The organism is Niallia sp. 03133 (genome assembly GCF_052663225.1).
The window spans coordinates 95,113-114,899 of record NZ_JBQTCY010000012.1 but is presented as its reverse complement, the minus strand read 5'-3'; the positions used below and the strand labels follow the sequence as shown (position 1 = coordinate 114,899).

At 35.9% G+C, this 19,787-nt stretch carries 19 protein-coding genes and 1 pseudogene; 16 read left to right on the top strand and 4 right to left on the bottom strand.

Features of this window, described 5'->3' with window-relative positions; translation table 11 throughout:
- Nucleotides 1-162 precede the first annotated feature (162 nt).
- The 4 genes from ACTYBU_RS17160 (at nucleotide 163) to ACTYBU_RS17145 (ending at nucleotide 1,795) form a co-directional block, all read left to right on the top strand.
- The gene (locus ACTYBU_RS17160) at nucleotides 163-309 is read left to right on the top strand and encodes an aminopeptidase (protein WP_445491587.1); all 147 of its coding nucleotides are present in this window, start codon (nucleotides 163-165) and stop codon (nucleotides 307-309) included.
- The gene (locus ACTYBU_RS17155; RefSeq protein ID WP_445491585.1) at nucleotides 306-533 is read left to right on the top strand and encodes an aminopeptidase; all 228 of its coding nucleotides are present in this window, start codon (nucleotides 306-308) and stop codon (nucleotides 531-533) included. The genes ACTYBU_RS17160 and ACTYBU_RS17155 overlap by 4 nt, the downstream gene beginning before the upstream one ends.
- Nucleotides 534-540: 7 nt before the next feature.
- Entirely contained in the window at nucleotides 541-657 is a 117-nt protein-coding gene (locus ACTYBU_RS17150) for an aminopeptidase (protein WP_445491583.1), read from the top strand.
- A gap of 298 nt (nucleotides 658-955) precedes the next feature.
- Nucleotides 956-1,795, top strand: a complete 840-nt coding sequence (locus ACTYBU_RS17145; RefSeq protein WP_445491581.1) for an MBL fold metallo-hydrolase — start codon at nucleotides 956-958, stop codon at nucleotides 1,793-1,795.
- Between the two features lie 281 nt (nucleotides 1,796-2,076).
- On the opposite strand, the gene ACTYBU_RS17140 is transcribed toward ACTYBU_RS17145, so the two are convergent.
- Complete coding sequence (locus tag ACTYBU_RS17140; protein WP_445491580.1) at nucleotides 2,077-3,741, bottom strand: helix-turn-helix domain-containing protein; 1,665 nt, start codon at nucleotides 3,739-3,741, stop codon at nucleotides 2,077-2,079.
- An 8-nt stretch (nucleotides 3,742-3,749) separates the two neighbouring features.
- A complete protein-coding gene (locus ACTYBU_RS17135) occupies nucleotides 3,750-4,232 on the bottom strand; it encodes a hypothetical protein (protein WP_445491578.1) in 483 nt (160 codons plus the stop codon).
- Between the two features lie 470 nt (nucleotides 4,233-4,702).
- Here ACTYBU_RS17135 and ACTYBU_RS17130 point away from each other — a divergent pair, with 470 nt between their 5' ends.
- The 3 genes from ACTYBU_RS17130 (at nucleotide 4,703) to ACTYBU_RS17120 (ending at nucleotide 5,515) form a co-directional block, all read left to right on the top strand.
- Nucleotides 4,703-4,903, top strand: coding sequence for a hypothetical protein (locus ACTYBU_RS17130; protein WP_445491577.1), 201 nt, complete (start codon nucleotides 4,703-4,705; stop codon nucleotides 4,901-4,903).
- Nucleotides 4,904-5,091: 188 nt separating this feature from the next.
- Nucleotides 5,092-5,235 (top strand): hypothetical protein, encoded by a 144-nt coding sequence (locus ACTYBU_RS17125; RefSeq protein WP_445491576.1) that lies wholly within the window; start codon nucleotides 5,092-5,094, stop codon nucleotides 5,233-5,235.
- Between the two features lie 28 nt (nucleotides 5,236-5,263).
- Nucleotides 5,264-5,515 (top strand): hypothetical protein, encoded by a 252-nt coding sequence (locus ACTYBU_RS17120; RefSeq protein ID WP_445491574.1) that lies wholly within the window; start codon nucleotides 5,264-5,266, stop codon nucleotides 5,513-5,515.
- A gap of 118 nt (nucleotides 5,516-5,633) precedes the next feature.
- Here the strand turns inward: ACTYBU_RS17120 and ACTYBU_RS17115 are convergent.
- Both ACTYBU_RS17115 and ACTYBU_RS17110 read right to left on the bottom strand, forming a co-directional pair.
- Nucleotides 5,634-7,157: pseudogene (locus tag ACTYBU_RS17115) on the bottom strand (IS1182 family transposase); the annotation flags it as partial.
- A gap of 234 nt (nucleotides 7,158-7,391) precedes the next feature.
- Nucleotides 7,392-7,673 carry a DNA-binding protein gene (locus ACTYBU_RS17110; RefSeq protein ID WP_445491573.1) on the bottom strand — a complete coding sequence of 94 codons (282 nt, stop codon included), beginning with the start codon at nucleotides 7,671-7,673 and terminating at the stop codon, nucleotides 7,392-7,394.
- 1,220 nt (nucleotides 7,674-8,893) lie between these two features.
- On the opposite strand from ACTYBU_RS17110, the gene ACTYBU_RS17105 reads away from it, so the two are divergent.
- From ACTYBU_RS17105 to ACTYBU_RS17065, 9 genes are all read left to right on the top strand, one after another.
- Nucleotides 8,894-10,003, top strand: a complete 1,110-nt coding sequence (locus ACTYBU_RS17105) for a hypothetical protein (RefSeq protein ID WP_445491571.1) — start codon at nucleotides 8,894-8,896, stop codon at nucleotides 10,001-10,003.
- A gap of 693 nt (nucleotides 10,004-10,696) precedes the next feature.
- A complete protein-coding gene (locus tag ACTYBU_RS17100; RefSeq protein ID WP_445491569.1) occupies nucleotides 10,697-11,275 on the top strand; it encodes a hypothetical protein in 579 nt (192 codons plus the stop codon).
- A 1,221-nt stretch (nucleotides 11,276-12,496) separates the two neighbouring features.
- Nucleotides 12,497-13,306, top strand: a complete 810-nt coding sequence (locus tag ACTYBU_RS17095; RefSeq protein WP_445491568.1) for a hypothetical protein — start codon at nucleotides 12,497-12,499, stop codon at nucleotides 13,304-13,306.
- A complete protein-coding gene (locus ACTYBU_RS17090) occupies nucleotides 13,260-15,239 on the top strand; it encodes a type IV secretion system DNA-binding domain-containing protein (RefSeq protein ID WP_445491566.1) in 1,980 nt (659 codons plus the stop codon). Before ACTYBU_RS17095 ends, ACTYBU_RS17090 begins: the two co-directional genes overlap by 47 nt.
- Nucleotides 15,236-16,258, top strand: coding sequence for a conjugal transfer protein (locus ACTYBU_RS17085; RefSeq protein WP_445491564.1), 1,023 nt, complete (start codon nucleotides 15,236-15,238; stop codon nucleotides 16,256-16,258). The genes ACTYBU_RS17090 and ACTYBU_RS17085 overlap by 4 nt, the downstream gene beginning before the upstream one ends.
- A gap of 4 nt (nucleotides 16,259-16,262) precedes the next feature.
- Complete coding sequence (locus ACTYBU_RS17080) at nucleotides 16,263-16,493, top strand: TcpD family membrane protein (protein ID WP_445491562.1); 231 nt, start codon at nucleotides 16,263-16,265, stop codon at nucleotides 16,491-16,493.
- On the top strand, nucleotides 16,490-16,879 hold the full coding sequence (locus tag ACTYBU_RS17075) for a TcpE family conjugal transfer membrane protein (protein WP_445491560.1): 390 nt from the start codon (nucleotides 16,490-16,492) through the stop codon (nucleotides 16,877-16,879). Before ACTYBU_RS17080 ends, ACTYBU_RS17075 begins: the two co-directional genes overlap by 4 nt.
- A gap of 12 nt (nucleotides 16,880-16,891) precedes the next feature.
- Complete coding sequence (locus ACTYBU_RS17070) at nucleotides 16,892-19,345, top strand: ATP-binding protein (RefSeq protein ID WP_445491558.1); 2,454 nt, start codon at nucleotides 16,892-16,894, stop codon at nucleotides 19,343-19,345.
- Nucleotides 19,345-19,776, top strand: a complete 432-nt coding sequence (locus ACTYBU_RS17065; RefSeq protein WP_445491557.1) for a hypothetical protein — start codon at nucleotides 19,345-19,347, stop codon at nucleotides 19,774-19,776. Before ACTYBU_RS17070 ends, ACTYBU_RS17065 begins: the two co-directional genes overlap by 1 nt.
- The last annotated feature ends 11 nt before the right edge of the window (nucleotides 19,777-19,787 follow it).

Below are 19,787 nucleotides of genomic sequence, written 5' to 3'. Positions count from 1 at the left end.
AAGGAATAAACAGCTAAAAGCAATGCAGAAATTCAATTACATTAGGATATTTTCTTTAGGTTTGAAGAGACATAGGGTGTATAGTAGTACTTATTTGTTTCTTTAGTCTAAAATCATGTTTGGTTAGGTAAATCAGAAACGACTAAAGACGGAAAAGAATTCATGTCTAATATCCCTATTGAAGAAGTTTGGACAACGCCAAATAAGTATCAGGTGAATGGGTATGTTACCATCACAAAACCGGTTATTTTATCAGGACAGACTATTCAAGATTTAAAGCTGTTCTTTGAAAATGGAAAAGTTACATGAATCGAACCAAAACACATGTCGTTCTTGATTTTCTTCAAACGGATGATGGGGCTAGAATGCATGGCGAAGTTGCACTTGTTTCAGCAAATTCGAGTATCGCAAAAACGGAAGTCACCCTCAGAAGTACCTTATTTGATGAAAATACAGCTTGTCATATTGCATTAGTTCAAGCATACATTGACAATATTTTGGGTGGGGTTAAAAACGGAAGAAGAACTAACTAAGCTAGGTATGAATCGATCAACAGTTCATGAAGATATTATGGTTGGCGATAGCTCCATGAATGTCTACGGATTATTAAATCAAGAAGAAATTCTAATAATAGAAAATGGTGCATGGAAAATCTAAATTTTCGGCATGGTGCGTTAGTTAAACAAGAATTAAACTAAATCCATTTTGATTTTGATTAAGTTGATTCATTTAATTTCTGACAACTAAAAAACCTTTCAACATATGAAGTTGTATTTAAGTATTTATTTCAATATAAAAATTACGAATTAATAGCTCTTTTCACAATATAACTCAAGAACAAAGCAGGTTGGTGCAATAAAAACGGTTATGCATAGCTCAAGAGAAAATAAATTATATAAAACACATTTTATTTTAATCTGCTATAATGAACAAAAATATAATAAGGTGATATTATATGAAATTATCCGTTTTAGTAGATAATAATACTTTTATAGATCGATATTTTTTAGGAGAACCGGCAATATCCTTTTTTATTGAAGAAGGGGACAAACGAATTCTTTTTGATACTGGATACTCTGAAGTCTTTATAAAGAATGCAGAAAAAATGAGAATTGATTTAAGAGACCTCGATTATGTCGCCTTATCACACGGACATGTGGATCATACATGGGGACTAACACACTTAATTAGACTACATATGGAAGCTAAAAATGAGAAAATGATGTACAATACTCCCACAGTTATTGGGCATCCGTTGGTTTTTAATACTAAACTATTTGATCCCATAGGAGAGATAGGTAGTATCTTATCTCATGAAAAGTTAAGTAAACACTTTCCAATCCGTTTAACTAAAGATCCATTATGGCTAACCGATCGATTAGTATTTCTAGGGGAAATTAATAGAATATTTGATTTTGAAGGAAAAGATTTTATAGGGCAAGTTGTTACAGATCAAGGAGAAATTAACGACTACATTCAGGATGATACAGCAATAGTATATAAATCTTCAAAAGGGCTAGTCATTATCGTAGGGTGTGCACATTCTGGAATATGTAACATTATTGAATACGCTAAAGAAGTATGTCAGGAAGAAAGAGTAGTTGATATTATTGGAGGATTTCACCTGATTAACCCAACAAAAAAACAGTTAGAAAAAACAGTCCATTATATTAATGAACTTAAACCTACTATACTTCATGCTTGCCATTGTACAGATTTCCACTCTAAAGTAGCTCTTTCAACAGTTGCACCTCTAAAAGAGGTTGGAGTAGGCCTACAACTTTCATATCTATAGTTTTGACTAACAAAGTGCTTTTGTTAAGACCCACAATACTAAATGATCTGACAATTTGATAAAAACTGAATACTACTCACAAAGAAAGAAAACATTTTGGTCAATCTTTTTTCAAAATGTTTTCTTTTTTATTTAATATAGAATACGTGTTTGTGTATTCCTTTTAATCAAAATTTATTTTAAAGCTACAAATGATCCATTAAACTCTCATTGGAGAACACAAAAAGGAACTTCAAATGGAAGTTCCTCTTTACTAAAAGAAAAAACAACATAATTAAAAACTAATCCAAAAGGTTAATCCATTCTTTCATTCTGTCCAGATTTTCCGAAAGGGGACGTTTAATCAAGCCTCTTTCAAAGCGAGAAAGGGTGCTATGCGATATTCCTATACTCTTGGCAGCATCACTTAAACTAATTTTATTTTTCTTTCTCGTTGTTTTCATTAATTCTGGTGTTACAATAATTTCCTTTGTTTCGATGGAAGCTACAGCAATTTCTTCTGGTGCCGACATGCCTTTTAAAAGAGAGGAGAAGTTAACAGCCTTATACGTATTGCTTTCTAAAGAGAATTCATCTAATAGATCAACATCTTTTAGTGTAATATCATCAGAAGGAATGATCTGCACTCGCGCTTTTAGCCAAGAATTGCCGAACCAATTTCGTTCTCTCTCCATAATGTCCTCGGTCCAATCACTTGCTTGATAAACCCACGCTTTAATAATGCCATCTTGCTGCAGGGTGTCCAAGATTTCTTCAAATTGCTCCTTCATCCTCGAACCATAACGCGCATTTGGTTCTAAGCCCATGACATTTAAAAGGCCTTTATCGCCGCCGATATGGTAGGGTCTTAAATAATCTGCGCCTTTTTGCCGAATTCTCCATTGCCAGGATAAGTATCTTGCTAAGCGCTTGTGATATTTTTGCTTCGTTGGATGATAGTGAAGCGTTTTAAGCGCCAATAAACCGCTGCTTTTTTTAGCGCCATATAAGAAATTCGATAATAATTCCCCAGGACGTATGCTGCACTCATATATACCAATCGGCTTATCTCCCCGATAAGCAACATTTACACTGTCAACCACAAAGAGAGGGTTAAACTGAACATGCCCATACTCTTCCATCTGCCCACTTTCCGGATCGATTAATTTTAAGTTGTCCCGTTCTATACGCACCCAAATCGTCGTAAGAGCCGCCAGCCGCTTCATAATATCATCCCGTTCTTTTTTACGATAGCCGGTTTGATAGCCTTCATCATTGGAACGGCCTTGTACTTGTCTTAAATTAAGAGCGTCGTCCGTATGAAACTTAATCATTTGATCTTTATGAGCAGCTTGCTTCATCCAAAGAATCGAGATAATATCAAATATATCTGCCGTTAAGTCATCCATCGAAGTTAGGGCCTGTTCGGTCAAGTGATTCCATTTATTAAGTTCTTGACTGGATAAGAGCTTTGGATAATCACTTGTAGTCCGCACTTGTGCGGTTGCCTCAATCACTTTTTCCTTAATTTTAGCGGTGGGAAGGGCATCATTTAAATCAAATTCATTCTTGCTGATTGTTTCTCTAATCTTATGAAAAAGAATAGCGGAACCAGATTCCACAAAACTTTGATTTAATAGAGAAGAGATTAAATCTCTATTCGTACTCTTTTTCTTTTTATTATCAGTGGAATCCAAATCAATATAAGGAATAACAAAGTCACGAATTTGCTTTTCATAAATATGCAGCCATTCATTCATATTACTCATTGATAGGTGATGCTCTGCTGCTATTTGATCAATTATTACCAAAAAGGCCTTTAAAGACTGGCAAGGTTCAAAATTCGCCTCATCTTTCAATAAATTTTTCATATCTTTTTTCCATTGTTTAAGAAGCGATGGAAAATCCCCAAAGGTAGTTTTTCCAAATTGTAAAAAACGTTTTTGAATATCATTTGTATCTGTCATGGAATCACCTAATTAGTATGATTTGTGTTGTAGAGATGAAAAGCATCCGGAGCATAATTTTCTAAATAGTATAAATATAGGTCATTCGGTAGAATACCCAAGTCATGTATAATGCTAATACTTCCAGGAGAAAAGAAACGAACAAGGGGCAGCTGCTGTAAAATAGCTTCCATAAGGGATTGAACATCTTCAGCTTTCCATAAAATATAGTTGCTTTCTAGTTTTTCTAAATACTTTAAAGTCAGTTCTGTCTTTATTTGCTCTTGATTAAAGAAACATTGAAAGATGGTATTTCCGTCATAATAATAAAACGGTATCTGTTTCTCTTTTGTAAGTCTATAATATTCTATCTGTTCCTTAAACCATACTGGTCCGCTTGATAGAACCTCTAAATGACTTGGAAATACTCCACGAATATAATAGGTGGAAACTTTCCTTCGATCCCATCCAAGAATTTCTCCAGCTTCCTTAAGTCCAACAAAAAGAGTCATGTCTTTAGCCCCAATCAACTAATATATGAGGATATAGTAGTAATGTCAGAAAAGTATATTTATCTATGTATCTACCACTATTATTAAAAGTCCTGTTGCTTTTGTCAACAGATACAAAGAAGAGGAACACACATAGTTTAAAAAAATACTAGCATAAAATTTAAAAAAATGACGCTTTCTTTCACATCGTGCACAATTACAAATTTCTTTTTAACGATTAAAGGAAAATAAACGGACAGAAATGTTATTTTAGTTGTTGCGAAAAAAGAAAATCGATCCATATAAATAAAATAATTATGATAATTTTTGTTTTGTATAGAAGGATTTACTAGAATGTGCATCCGTCATTTTTCTTCTGACGTCTCCTTTCACAATATGCACACGATAAAATTATTCACCTCAAAAATTTTAAATAACACGCTTAGTTTTGTGCACTAATTTTATTTCATAATGACTTTTCCTCTCACATTGTGCACAGAATTATTTTTATAATTTTCACCTTACTTCCTTTTTACTTAGTAAACATTTTTGGGAGAAAGCCGCCTAATTATCTTATTGATTCTGCTGAAGGAAATAAATCTGCAATGGTAGTAAATGATAAAGTTAATCAAGAAGTTGAAGAAAATAAACAAATTATTGATTTTATTCAAACGGCCATTGAGCTTGTCTGATAAAGAAAGAACTCAAATATAATATCTAATACTAGTTTGGTTAAAGAAGCAGTATCACAAGGTTTATCTATTAGTTTAAATGAAGAAAAAGCATTTGCTGAACAAACTAAAGCTTCAATGAAATCATTGGAACTTCTCGTGAAGAAGAATATTGAATTGAAGATGCATCTAAAGCATATCAAGATTCTTTGTCAATTGGTCCCCTTATAGAAAAAAAGGTTGAAGAAGAACAGAAAAAAAATGAAGCTATATCACAAAATGAATTAGAACAAAATTGGAGCGAATATACTGAAGAAGTAGTAAAAGATGCAGACGTTGAAATAGTAAATTAAATACAATATAATTATTTTATTACTGAATGTGCTGAAAGTGGTGGGAACGATAAAAAAACATGAAACTCAAAAACAAGATGACAAGTATATGTTAAATGATGATGAGGTTTTTGTTCCAGAAGAATTTGCGAATGCACAGAAAGCAACAGATGATAAAATAGGAATAAAAAACTATAATATCCGTTCTTTTCCCAAATTTGTTAGAATTGCAGGTTATTTGTTTATTTCATTATTGATTCTATTTGTTTTATTATCTGTTATATTAATAGTTATTTATTAATATTGTTATTTAAAAAAGAGGCTGGGACATAACTAGCTTCAAATTGTGAAGAAGGTGAATTTGAGCGTACTCAAATTCACCTTTCTCTATTTTTACGTGTAAATTCTTCTAGTATTTAGTTGTTGGCAGTGAATTTTCTTAAATTCACTGCCATTAATGCGAAGCCCATTTCATTTTCTACCTTCGAGTTTCCTCGTACAGAAAATCGAACGAAACGCAAATTAGCCTTCAAGAATCCAAAAACTGGTTCCACATCGATTTTCCGTTTTCGATAGATGGCACTTGTTTTTTCTTCTGAAAGCTTCAATCTTACATATTCTTTTTGCTGTTCCCAATTTTCATTCACCATTAGTTTTCGATTGTTTCCTTCTTTTGCTTTTGTACATAATGAACGGAATGGGCATCCCATACAGTCTTCGCACTCGTAGATTTTGAATTTCCGTTGGAAACCTGTTCGGTCATTACGGATAGAATGATATTGAAATTTAAGACGTTTTTGATTAGGGCATGTATAGGTATCTGTTTCTTCATCATACTCCCAGTTGTCGGGATTAAATGTGTGTTGTTTGTACTTTTTCTTTTGTTCCTTCAAATACATGTTATACGTAATAAGTGCTTCCCGTTTTCTGTTTGAAAGGATATCATTAAAGTTTTGTTCACTACCGTAACCTGCATCTGCGACAATATGTTTTGGTTTAACTCGAAATAATGCTGCTCGATCTCATCTAGAAATGGGATTAACGTCCGTGTATCTGTTGGGTTTGAAAATAAACTATAGGCAAGCGTGTATTGACCTTCCGTTGCGATTTGTACATTGTAACCAGCTTTCAATTGTCCATTTTGCATATAATCATCTTTCATTCGCATAAATGTCGCATCCGGATCCGTTTTTGAATAGCTATTACGTGTGCCAAATATTTCCAAGTCTCGTTGGTATTTCTGCTTCCGTAAGACAAAATCAATCAACTGCTTACGCACTTGTTTCGGATATTTGCGTTCACTTCTTAAGGCTTTTCGTTCTGAAACGTCTGATGATGTTTCCATTTGTTTATCATACTCGTTTACGACATCGTCGATTTTTTGAACCAATTGTGAGAGTTCTTCCACTGATAACTGTTCCTCGCTTTCACGTTCCATTTCAGGTATGATTTCGTTCTCAAGGAGCTCATTGTATAGCTGGTTTGACTTTTCAATTAAACTTTGATGATATTTCTCTATCGATTTCTTCCAGACAAACGTAAATTTATTCGCATTCGCTTCAATCTTTGTACCATCGATGAAAATCGCTTCTTGTTCGATAAGTTTTTCTTCGATCAATTGGCAACGGAATTGGACGAAACATTGGCGAATTAAATCTTTCACTTCTGATTGAACACGGAATCGGTTGATGGTGCGGTAGCTCGGTTCATTCCCTTGAGCTAGCCACATCATACGAATACTATCTTTTGATAGGGCTTCAATTTTGCGCCCTGAGAAGACAGATTGTGTGTAGGCACATAAGATAATTTTAAGCATCATGCGTGGATGATAGGCAGGACAGCCCTCATTACGGAGAAATAGTTCGAAGGCTTCGTCAGGAATACTTTTTTACTTCTAAATCTAAAGGTAAAACTAATTGATTCATGTTATAATTTTTAAACATAAGGACCCTTCTTTCGGATGGAATTTGGTGTGGTAACTTTATTTTATCAGAAGTGGTCCTTATTTTTATTCAAAAAATAATCAAAGCCGGTGAAATTTTACTCGACGTAAAATTTCACCGGCTTTTTCATCTTAGAGGTGGGTTTTGTCCCAGCCTCTTTTAGTTTTTTAGAGGTTAGTTAACATAATGAGTCTTATGACAATAAAAAGAACAATCATTTTAATAACATCACCATTAGCTCTTATAAATGTCATTTGAAGATAACCAATCTATTAATTGTTGATAAGGATAATATGTAGTCCCTTTAAGCTCTATTTTAGGAGCATCAGGATATTTGTTTAACAATTCTTCGACTTCCCCCTTACTTAAATTAAAATAAAAATGGATATCTTTCTCTTTAATTAAATGAGGGTAACCTACTTTTTTTTGTGGTTTACTAAAATTCTTTAACCCATCACCTATAAAATACCCAAAGGCAGCTAATCCTACTGCAATCCAAAAGAAATTTATATCCATGGTAACCCCCCTAAAAACTTCCATAAAAACCATTTTATCATAAAACTAATAGAAAGACAGTTTGTAGAATTTATCCCTAGTTTACAAAATAGCGCTAGCTTTTTACAAGAGTAATTATTGGGATTCCATAAGTGATACTTAGTTTAGTAAGCCTTGTTGCTCTCCTTACCATTAGTTCCATATATTTTTCTATGCACCTTTCTAAAATGACACTTTCTCTCACACTATGCGCAGAATATATTACCAGAAGTAATATATTTAAAGAGAGGGAGATTTTAATACTTCCTTTTTGACGTTTTGGTTCACATTATGCACAAGCAATGTTCCTTATCTTCAAGTCTTGTTACTCTCCTTACCATTAGTTCCATATATTTTTCTATGCACCTTTCTAAAATGACACTTTCTTTCACAATGTGCACAGAATTTATTACCAGAAGAACTATACAAAAAGTTAGAAGAATATTGAATACCTTCTTCTTCGACGTTTTGGTTCACATTATGCACAAATATAGACCTTTTTATATCGAAAATGTCATGTTGCTCTCTCCTTTATATTAGGACCATTTATTTTATTGTGCACTTCACTAGAATGACGCTTTCTTTCACACCGCGCACAGAATTTATTACCTTAAGTGCTATTCAATAAGAAAATATTTGTTGAGTGCATTCCTTTATGACGTTTGGTTCACATTATGCACAAGCTATCGTCCTTTTTAATCGAAAATGTCAGGTTATCTCTTTAATATAAGGCCCTATATAATTATCTGCACTTACTAGAATGACGCTTCCTCTCACACTACGCATATAAATCAGTAGATTTGTCTTTATTTAATTAGCTTTTTCCTCCACTAAGATCCTTCTAACATGCACAAAAAGAAAGAATGACGTTTCCTCTCACACAAATATGCACAATTTTTTGTGCACGTTTTTATAAAAATTCTACTATGTAATCTCTAACTTACTCCAAAAGGTTGATATAAAAGGATTAAACCCTATTTTCAAAAAGGGTAAAAATGACGTTTCCTGTCACATGGTGATAAAAAAGCATAAATGGATGACGTTTCCTGTCACACAAATTTTTTAACTATTTTTTTTGAGTGCTTGTGGGACAAGGGATACAAGCGTTTGTGCATCTTTCAAAAATCGCTAATTAAAGAGAGAGATTTTACAAAAAACTTCTTTGCTATAATTTATAAAAACAATGAGAGAAGGGGAGAAGTATGTCTAAAAACAAAATGATGATAGATGGTTTTCGAATGCACCAATCGATATTAAATGAATTTCGTTTTATGAGAGACGAATCCTTCTCTCGTCCTCCAGCATCCAGCTACGTTGTTTACCTTACCATGCTGAAACAGTTGGATGTCGAAAATAATAGCCGCGGTATATTGCGGGAGTATAATCTAGCACATTGGTCCAAAAAGCTAAATATCTCCTATAGTACCTTATACAGCGGCAAATGCTGGTTGGAAAAATATCATTTTATTAAAAATACGGTGGATGCTGCTGGTATGCCTGTAACGGTAATGAAAGATGTAGAAAAATACAACAAACCGGAAGAGGGACATGAGTTAAATTATTTGCTTATTCCGCATGCACTGCTGGAAACGAATATTTTAGCGGAATTTGTGCGCACCTCCAATCCAGAAGGTATTGAACTATTATTCTCCCTTCTAAATCAATTTCGTACTGGTTTATCCAAGATGGAAGGGGACTCATTTGAAGCGGTAAAAATGAGCAGAACGATGAAAACGTTAAAAGAGCAGTTAAATAAAAACGCAAAAGGTGTTAGACAGATTTTAAGTGTATTAGAATCTTTATTTAATGTGCAATTCGATGGAATTTCATTTCGCGGGAAACAAATGTGGATTCGAAAAGTGTGGATTTCTTTAAAACCAGAGTGTGTGGTAGAAAAAACAGATGAATTCCAAGTAGACCAATTAATGGCCATGCTTTCCCATGAGCTGACGTATTTTCTAGACGGCCTTCGAATCAAATACAAACCGCGTGATCAAAGAGATGTCATGATTGCTTTCAACCAGGAAGTGATTGGAGCGCTGAAATATCTGAAAGATGAAAGAAATACATCTTTCCAACGAGATCAATTCATAAAAAATTACTTCATAGCATGCATTGATAAAATAGAAGAACAATATCACGAAAAGAAAAAAGAAAAACCTACATATAAATGGCATTCCATTGGAGCTGTATTCCGGATATTCTTCCGTAATCATTTAAAGGCTACTTTAGAGAAAATACCATATGGAATTGTGCATGATGCAAAAGTAGAAGCCTTTATGCAAAAAGAAAAGATTCTTTTCCCTATTTAGGAACTCTGTAAAAATTTTTAAATTTTACAGGGTTATTCGTGTTTGGTTTACCATCCATCATTCCTTTAATTACATGGAATGAATACTAACTTCTCCTAAAATAATCCTACTTTTATCGAGTGGGCTTTTTTTATGGTTAAACTTGTTCCATTAGTACACTTGTGAATTTGTTTATATCCTTTTTATAAGATTGTGTGTTTCTGAATCTATCATTTTTCATCTTGTGCACATGTGAAAATAATGATTGTTTTGCTGAGCACAAGTGGAAACTATGATATAAGGATACAGGGGAAAAGGCTCGAAGGCTTGCTATAAAAGGTGTTAGAACTCATTTCGATAAAGGGTCTAATATATTTGTATTCTTTTATTATTTTTGTTCTTCTTTATTTTGATATATATTTTAATATTTTATGTTTTATACCAATTAAAAATGGTCTAATAATATAATCCATATTAATTAATAGGTATAGACAATTATTCTTTAACATAAAAAAAGAGCGGGTTTTTAACGATTGAATATCTTGATAATTATTTGGAATCGACTCTTTGATCTTATGAGATAACGAAATAATAATACGAATGAGAGTAAAATAGCATGTAGTCTGTTCTAACTCTAAAAACCAATGATAAAAATGTTAACGGATATTTGTTGAAGTAAAATAACTTGTAGTTATAAATGTTGGGAAAGGCGAGATGGAAATGGAGTTCAAATATTATCTTAATGGAATTGGCTGGGCAACTTGCGTCGTTGAAATTAATACACAGAAATTAGAATTCACAGTAAGTTATTTAACTAATTGTTTAGATGATTTTCTAAAGTCTTTAATGTATCTAAACTGTTATTGTGTTCCGAAAAATGAGACAAGGAAAAAAGCAGAGTGTGAATGGGAGGGGGAGCCAGATGGAATCCTCTTGTCTTTTGAATTACAAGAAAACCACATACTTTTTATTGAGGCAGCGTATTATGAAGATTTATACAACAAAGATAATCCTCAAACACTAATAAAAACTGAATATCCATATGATAAATTCTTAAGAACTATTTTAATGGAGTTAGATGCCTTAATTAAACGACACGGAATTATCGGTTATAGAGAACAATGGAATGATTTTGATTTCCCCATGAACACCTTCCTCGAATTAAAACATTATATAATAAATTTACAGAAATACCCTGTAAAAGAAGTTGCAGGAGAGTGTGATGAAGAAAGAAGAAGTAACTTGAAATATGATGTAGAATTATTGTTACAAGATATCACTAAGGCTTATTAAGCGAACACTCGCTTTCATTTAGATCAAGAGTGTTGCCATAATTGGTGGTTTTTGTTTAATCCGAATTTGATCTACGTTAATATCGAAGCGTTGATGATCCATTAGTTTTTGCAAGAAAGTCAGAAAAAGCGTTAAGGAACTAATAAATTTCACGATAGTGATAAACCGGAGCTGTCATAAAAGGCAGTTTTTTTTCTTGAACTAACAAATCAGGTTATTGATTTTATTAATATTTTTAAGACTGGGAAGTATTTTAAATCAAAAATGAAACAATTTTAGTATAACCATATTCTAAAATTAGAACGGGTTTATACATGTATGAAGATGTAAAATTAGATAATTTTATTGTTACCTTACAAAAATAAGAGAAGCTTTTGTTTATCAAAATGCAGAAAAATATTACATGACACTAACAAAAACATGAACAGGATTACAAATATTTTGATAATTATGACAAATATATTTATTTTCCATTAAATTGGTAATTGATATATTCCAAACAATTGTTCGAAGCGTTACACTAATAGCAAGTCATCTATTTGGTAAACTCATACAAAAGTTCCAGCATAATCAAACCCGCAAAAGAACCGCAATGCAAAATTGGAGGATTGCTGTGTTATTTCGGGTGAAAAGTAGCTCAAACGCCCATCACACTAACGCTTATGGCTTTCTCTTTTTCTCGTCCCCACCAGAAGACCTCGCCCATACTACGTAAACATGACCGAGGCCTTCTGGTACTCGTAAAAGTCAGAAAGCAAGCTAAAGTGTGATGGAGAGCTACTAAAAACAGTAGTTGGGTCATATGAGAGGAGGGAGATTAATAAGGAAAAGGAAGATTAATAAAGTGGAAGTATGACAGAACAAGGATAAGGTCTACAAGAACAAGAACAAAAACGGAAGAAAAAAGATAAACAATCAAAAAACATAAATAAATTCTAAATACTAAACCCAAGATCCATAATAAAATCAAAAACAAAACGATCAAAGGAGGAGGGAACAAAAAAGAGAAGCTAAAGCGTGATGAGCTACAAAAAAGGTAGTTGGGTCAAGGAGAGGAGGAAGAATATTAAGGAAACGGAAGATTAATAGAGTGGAAGTATGACAGAACAAGGTCAAGGTTTACAAAAACAAAACAAAAATGAGAGAAAAAGAGAAAAGAAAAAGGAAAAAACTCTAAGTGAAAAATGAATAAATGCAATATCCCTGATCCTGGTGAAAAGGATGATGAAAGGAATGGTATTAAAATATTCCACCTTAAAACAAAAAGATTTAGACTACCTGTCATTCATATTAAGAAATGGAATGGTGACAGCAAAGCAGTTGATGGTGAAATTCCGGGAGCCGAATGTGTTTCGGGTGTATCGAAGGCTGAGGAAACTGGAAGATAAAAAATATGTGAAGCATGAATACGTGGCACATAATGTAGGTGTGTATTTTGGAACAATCGAAGCAAGACGATTAACGAATGTGCAGGCAACGATCCCAAATAAAGCAACTCTCTATACGATGCAGCATGAACTGTTGACAACTGATTTGGTGCTATTTTATGAACTGCAGGCGGAAAAACAGGAGGTGGAATTTCGATATCGTTCGGAAAGGGAAGTTCGGTACCGAATGATAGGTGGAGGAGACAACCAAAGCAAATTGAAAGCCTATAATGACAATCGGGACCGCATACCGGATGCCGTGTTCTTTTTTAAATCAAAAGAAGGGAAAATCACGACAACTTGGATTGAATTGGAGCTCAATAAAAAAGACCGGAAGCGATACCATGAAAAGTTTCAGTTGTTTGATGAAATACTAGCGAACAAACATGTAGAAAGTGAGGCGGCTTCTTATGATCAGGTGATCTATTTTGCCAATGATATCCGCATTCATAATGTGGTAAATGAAGTGAAACAAAACTTAATTCACTACAACAAAATTTCTGTGCGCCCAATTCCCGCTGTAATACTGGAAGATCGATGGGAAGAGGTGATGCCGAGTGAGTCAGAAAATGGAGAAGAAAGAAACAGCCTCCGGCCAAACTGAAACAGACGTCATGATCGGGGAGCTGGTCTTATACAGTGTAGCGGCTGTAGCTATCTTGCTCTTTTTTTTACCAGGGATGCTTGGGATGCTGCTGTTTGCCTTGTTTCAGCCGTTGAAGCAGAAATCCATCTACTTTGTATCGATGGTTTCTGGAACCTTGATCATCTTGTTTCAACTGTCAAAGGGCCATGTTTTTTCCTACGTTGCTTTTCTATCCCAAATGAAGATCCCTTACATGTCCGTGATGCTGAATCATACTTTGAATCGTGGAGAAGCGATTCCGATTACTTCTTCGTCCTTCTTTAATCTTATTGGGTTAGGCTTGGTCGCTTGTTTCTTCTGGTATTTGTTTACCACTTATTTTTGGAAAAAGCGGGTAACAACGAAAGCTGGAACTATGGCGAAACAAAAAGCAGAACAGAAATACAAAAGATTTCGCCAAACTCGGTTTCAATACTTGAAAAAGAAGCAATTGCTCTATAGAAAGAAACAATCGAAAGAGAACTTTATCGGCTATTCCGATTTTAAGGAAAGAGTGTCTCTAAAAGAAAATGAGCTGAACTATCATATGCTTGCTACGGGAGGAACTGGAACAGGCAAAACAACGTTAATCGCTTCCCTCATGGAAGCAGCACTGCAGCAGAATAAACCAATTATTTATATGGACGGAAAAGGCGAAAGAAAATCAATGCTGGAATTTAAAAAATTATGCGAATCGTATGGAAAAAAGGTTTACTTATTTTCAGAATGTGATCAGCTGACGTATAACCCGATTAAAAACGGTACAGCGACAGAAACCCGGGATAAACTTCTGTCTCTTTTTACCTTTTCCTCTACAGGGGACGGCGCCTACTATACAGATATTGCGTCCCGTTATTTACAGCTCATTGTCAAACTGCTGGATACGGCAGGGGTGCCAAGAGAGCTCGGCACCATTTTAAAATTAACGTCGATGGAGTACCGAACGATTTTTTTTCGGGAATTAAGCTCGGAAGAAGAAATCGAAGAAGAAGTAACGGTGGCACAGGAGGAAGAAGAAACCATTCAGACTCCACCTGAAGAAGATTTGACCGATTTTCTACACATCGAAGAACCACAAGAAAGAGCGGAACCTACCGGAAAAAAAACCATAAAAAAAAGAAAAAGAAAAGTCGTGATCCTTCAAGATGGGCTGCAGCAGATCAAGACGATCCTGGATCGTGAATTTCCAGAAGACTTGGTAAAAGGATGTTTGACCCGCTTAAAAATGCAGCTAGGAGAATTATTAGAATCCGATCTTGGCCATTTATTTCGAGAAGAGGAGGATGGAATTGACCTTAGAAGGATATCGGAGCATAAGGATGTCGTTATTTTCAGCATTTCCGGGAGCCGGTATGCCGATTATATAAAAAAAATCGGAAAAATGATTATTTTAGATGTCAACAGTTTAGTAGCGTATCGACAAATGATGGGAAGAACCCCTATTTTTGGCGTTTATGATGAATTTTCCGCCTACGGAGACCGAAGAATTGTTGATATTGTCAATAAATCCCGCTCCGCCGGATTCGAATGTATCATCTCCACCCAAACATTATCGGATCTAGATTCGATTGATCCTGTTATGACGGAGCAGATTATCACAAACTGCAATGTTATTGCAACAGGGCGCATCAATTCTTCGAAAGATGCGGAACGGATGGCTAAGGTTTTTGGAACGTATTCGGACAGAGAAATTACCCAGCAGATTGAAAAGAAATACCAGCATCTCCGTTATGAATCGGAAATGGGTACAGTTCGCGAAGTAGAACGATTTAAAGCCCACCCGAGCGACATCAAGAATTTGCAGCTGGGGGAAATCTTCATCAACCGGAAAATGATCGAAGAAAAAAATACGGAAACCTATTTTCGCCGTGTGTTTGTACGAAATGCACTGGATATAGGAGGGATTAAATGAAGCTTCTGAGTAACACGCAGTCGTTTTTCACCCGTTCGATGCAGAGGGGAAGTCAGAAAGTATTAAAAAATGAGCGAAAACTGAAGTCATCGAGAATCAACAGTCGTCTTTTTTTTACCCTCCTCTTTTGGAGTGCCTTAATTGGGATTATCTCCTTAAGTATTCTTTCATGGTACAGAACCGGATTTTTAAACCATAAAGTAAACGCCTTTCAAAAAACAGCAGCAACGCATGCAAGTGGAATAAACGATTCATCCTTTATTACTTCTCCTGCAGCAGAAAGCCACAGCAGCGAGTTTTTAACCGTTTTTTTGAATATTCCAAGTGATGAGAAGGAAAGAGAAGCAAGAGTAAACGCACTAAAGGGTTATCTTGCAGAGGGATTACCAGTAGAAGCGTTGGAGAATACTTCGTCATTTCATGGAAAACGAGTTTTGAAGAGTGCTAGCTTATATGATATCAAAGACAAGAGTGAAACTGCTGCCAGTTTTGTTTATCGTGTAGAATATGAACTTTTCAAGAGCGAAGAAAAGAAAAAAGGAGAACCAGCGAAAGAAACATCTATTGGAAGGAAGGAGCAATTAATCGTCGTTCCTCTTGCGACAGACGGAAGGGGTTTTAATGTGGTGGAGCAGCCCTATTATGAAGCTCTGCCAAGTGAAACGAGACTACTTGCTATTAGCGATCATACCGATCAGTCCGAAAAGAACAGCGGGGCAGAAGAAGAACTAAAACGATTTGCTTCCCAGTTTTTCACCTCTTATACAAAAAGCAGTGAAGAGGAGATGTCGTATTTTATGAAAAAGCCGGAAACATTAAACGGTTTATACACTTATAAAGGGATGGATAAATTCGTTGTTTATGACGGAAAAAGAGACGGGGAGTATGTTATCAAAACGCTTCTTCTTTTGGAAGAAAAGGAAAGCGGGCTGATCAGCAAACATCCATATACGCTTACCGTTAAAAAGGAAAACGATCGATTCTTTGTAGAGGAACTAAAACACAGTTTAGGAGGATGAGAGGATGCCGGATATTACAGGTCTTACTGATTATGTTTCCACACAGGTTGCCGCCGTGTTGTTTATTGTGATGGTTATTATGATTGTCCGTGCCTTTATTTCGCAGCGATGGGGAATGTTTTTTTCCAGCTTTTTGTTTGCGGTTGTGTGCTGGGTGGTAGTCGCCAACCCAGGAGAATTTGAAAGCATGGCCATGACCTTATGGAACCAGGTGAAAAGCGGTGGTCTCAATTGAGACCAGCCTCCTACAGCTACCGAAAGTTTTTTCACTATCCACTAAAAATCTGGAAGATTGGCAGAGGGGATAAATCGCTTGTATTCAGCAAAGGAATTGAAATACGCCAGATTTTGCTTGCGGCCCTTCTTTTAGGGGTGCTGCTGTTGTTTCGAGCTTCCATTAATGCCGTCCTCCCCAAAACGCTGCAGCTTGCTTTTTATCTCATCCTTCCGTGGATGATTGCGGGGGGGATTACTAGAAGCAAGCTGGACGGGAAAAGGCTGGATCGGTTCTTTCTTGGTTTATTTCGGTACTTGTACAATAAACGATACAGCTACAGCTCGGATAAGCCACTATATCAGCCGCAAATGAAACAGGTGCAGTCCTACGAGAAATTTCGGTAAGGAGATGGTTGTTTGATACAATTTCCGATAAGTTTCTATCAAAACAATGTCGTGTATACAAAAGATGGAGAAGCGTGGGCCTACTATCGCATCCATGAGCATACAGTAGGCGTCAACGAAGAAGAAGCGGAAAATACCATGGTTCATGCACTTCAGCGATTAGCTTCTCAACTTGTTCCTTTTGAGGAAGTTGATTATAAAATACTTCCTGTACCTGTTGATATAGAGAAAAGAATGCATATCCTGTCAGAACAATATGACGGGAAATACGAAGGAATTGGCTCTTATTATGCCGAACGAGCGAAAGAGATTCTTTGCGAGGAAGCGGAAAATCTCGTTGAATACAAGTTCTTTGTGGCAGTCAAACTAAAGCGGCAGGAACCGGAAGAAAATCTGCTTTCTACTTTTTCCTCTTCCTTAAAAAGTATGAACCGCTACTTGCAGAAGCTAAGCGGATTTACCGGCAGTGGTGTAGATGATTACACTGTCAAACTATTCTCTGATTGTGAGGAAGAAGCCTACTCCACGCTTCAATCGCATATTTCGTCTATTCGTGCCAAGGAACAGGACATTTGGTATTTGATCCAACACGCGTTTAGAAGAGGTCAGAGTACAACAGAAGAAGAGACAGAAAACGATTATGGGTTAACAGAAGGCATACTCGATCCAAAGTATCCAGGATATCTTCATATCCAGCAGCTCGAAGAAGATTCCTGGTGTGCTTTTCTTCCCGTCGTGGATTTTCCAGTCAATGTGACGTACTCGGAATGGGCTTATTTTTTCCAATTTTATTCCTTTCCAATTGAACTGCATATGCGCACTGTTTATAAACAGCAGAAAGAGGATGAACATGTCACAAATAAAATAAAAAAACGGTTCCGGGATCAAGATGCCCAGTTGATTGAAGCGAATGAAGATGACGACAGCCTCATAAATATGGGAAGAGAGCTATTGCATGAATTAGAGAACAGCATAAAAAATCAGGGAAAACCGCTTCTACGCACCTTTCTTCATTTCGTGGTGTATGCTTCCTCGAAAGAAGAAGTACGAAAAAGAGCACGAAGGTTAAAAGCTGATTTCAAAGACAGGGGCATACACTTAGTGCAGCCACTAGCGGATCAACTGCTGTTATTTCATCAATCATTGCCGGCCGCTAACATAGTGGCACCTGACTGGGAACAAATTTTGACGCCAGAGTCGTTTGCCGAGTCGTTGTTTTCCCTTACCCGTAAAATTGGCAATACGATCGGCTTTTATCTTGGAAAAAACATTTCGCATGAGGGGGAAAGCTTGGAAAACTCCCAGTCTCTTGTTTTTTATCATCCGTTTTTAGCTCATTTAGGACTAAAAGGATCGAAATATTCTTCTCCCCACGTGACGATTTCCGGACCGACAGGAATGGGGAAATCATACTTATTAAAAGATATTTTATTAAACAGCGTCTTTTTTGGAGCGAAAGTGCTCATGACGGATCCAAAAGACGAAGTGGAAAAGAAATTTAAACAATCCCTCTCCCCTGAAATGGAACAAAATGCTCCTTATTTTAAAGAATTAATACAAAGTTTTCATTATATTACGCTTTCCAACGAAGCAAAAGATGCCGGGAAGCTGGACCCCCTTACCTTTTTAGAAGGAGAGGAAGCACAGGATGCCGCGGTTGCTGTTTTAGAATATTTATCGGAGCTCCAATATAACGAACGGAATGTAAAAACAGCGATATATAGAGGCGTACGGCATGTAATGCAGCAGGATCATCATCCTGGATTATTGAAAGTAGTCCGCTACCTGCAAGGGTCACAAGATCCGGATGTACAAAGCGTGGGGGATTTGCTTTATGAAATTGCGACAAATGGTGTGGCAAAGCTCATGTTTTCTGACGGGAATGTGGAAGGAATCAGCTTGGATGAACAGGTGAATATTTTGCAGATTCAAAATCTCAACCTTCCAAATGAAGGGGAAAAACCAGCCACAAGGGATGAACATATCGCGGTTGCGTTAATGCAGCCGCTCGCTAAATTTGCGACAAAATTTGCCCGCGATGATTCGATTGTGAAATTAACGATTTTTGAAGAAGCATGGATGCTGATGAATACAGGAGCCGGGGATAAGCTCATCAACGAGTTATTGCGCACCGGCCGCTCCCTCCGTTCTGCCGTCTATATTATCACGCAATCTACGTATGAGTATAACAAGCCGCAAATAAAAGAGAATATTGGGACAAAATTTGCCTTCAAAGCAAAAACGAACGAAGAAGCAGCCAATATTATCGAGTTTTTAGGCTTGGAGGATAATAAAGCGAATCGGAAGATGCTGAAAGAGCTGACAGAGGGCCAATGCATTATGGAAGATATGTACGGAAGAACAGCCAAAATACAAACAGATGTACTTTTCAACGAATGGGTTTCTGCTTTCAATACGAAAGAAAAAGATAATGGAAGAGCGGAAACCGAGGAGGCGTTTCTGTAATGAAAGGTTTAGCATTTTCAATGCTTACATTGATATTGCTTCTAAGTGGATGCAATAAAGGAACATCAACGGAAGATATTGCACAGCTAGCTTATAAATGGGAAGATGCGAAGTTTGATCGAGATTATGAGCGGCAGCAAAAACTAATTTATGAGGAAGGTTCTTATGAAGTAGATAAAGAATCAAAAACAACAGATTCTGGTCTTAAATATGATGATATCCAATATGAAATTTATTATGACAAGGAAAATGATAACTATATTGTTTTTGCCAATTTTAAAAATCCAAAGGGTGATAATACAGTTAACGACAAACTTCTTTTTAGAAAAAAAGATGGAGGTTGGAAATTAGACCAGGATCAAAGTAAAGATATAGATCAAGATGATGTGTCAGAATCTTTAAATAGGGAGGCTTGCATTAACTGCCAATAAGGAGGGATCCC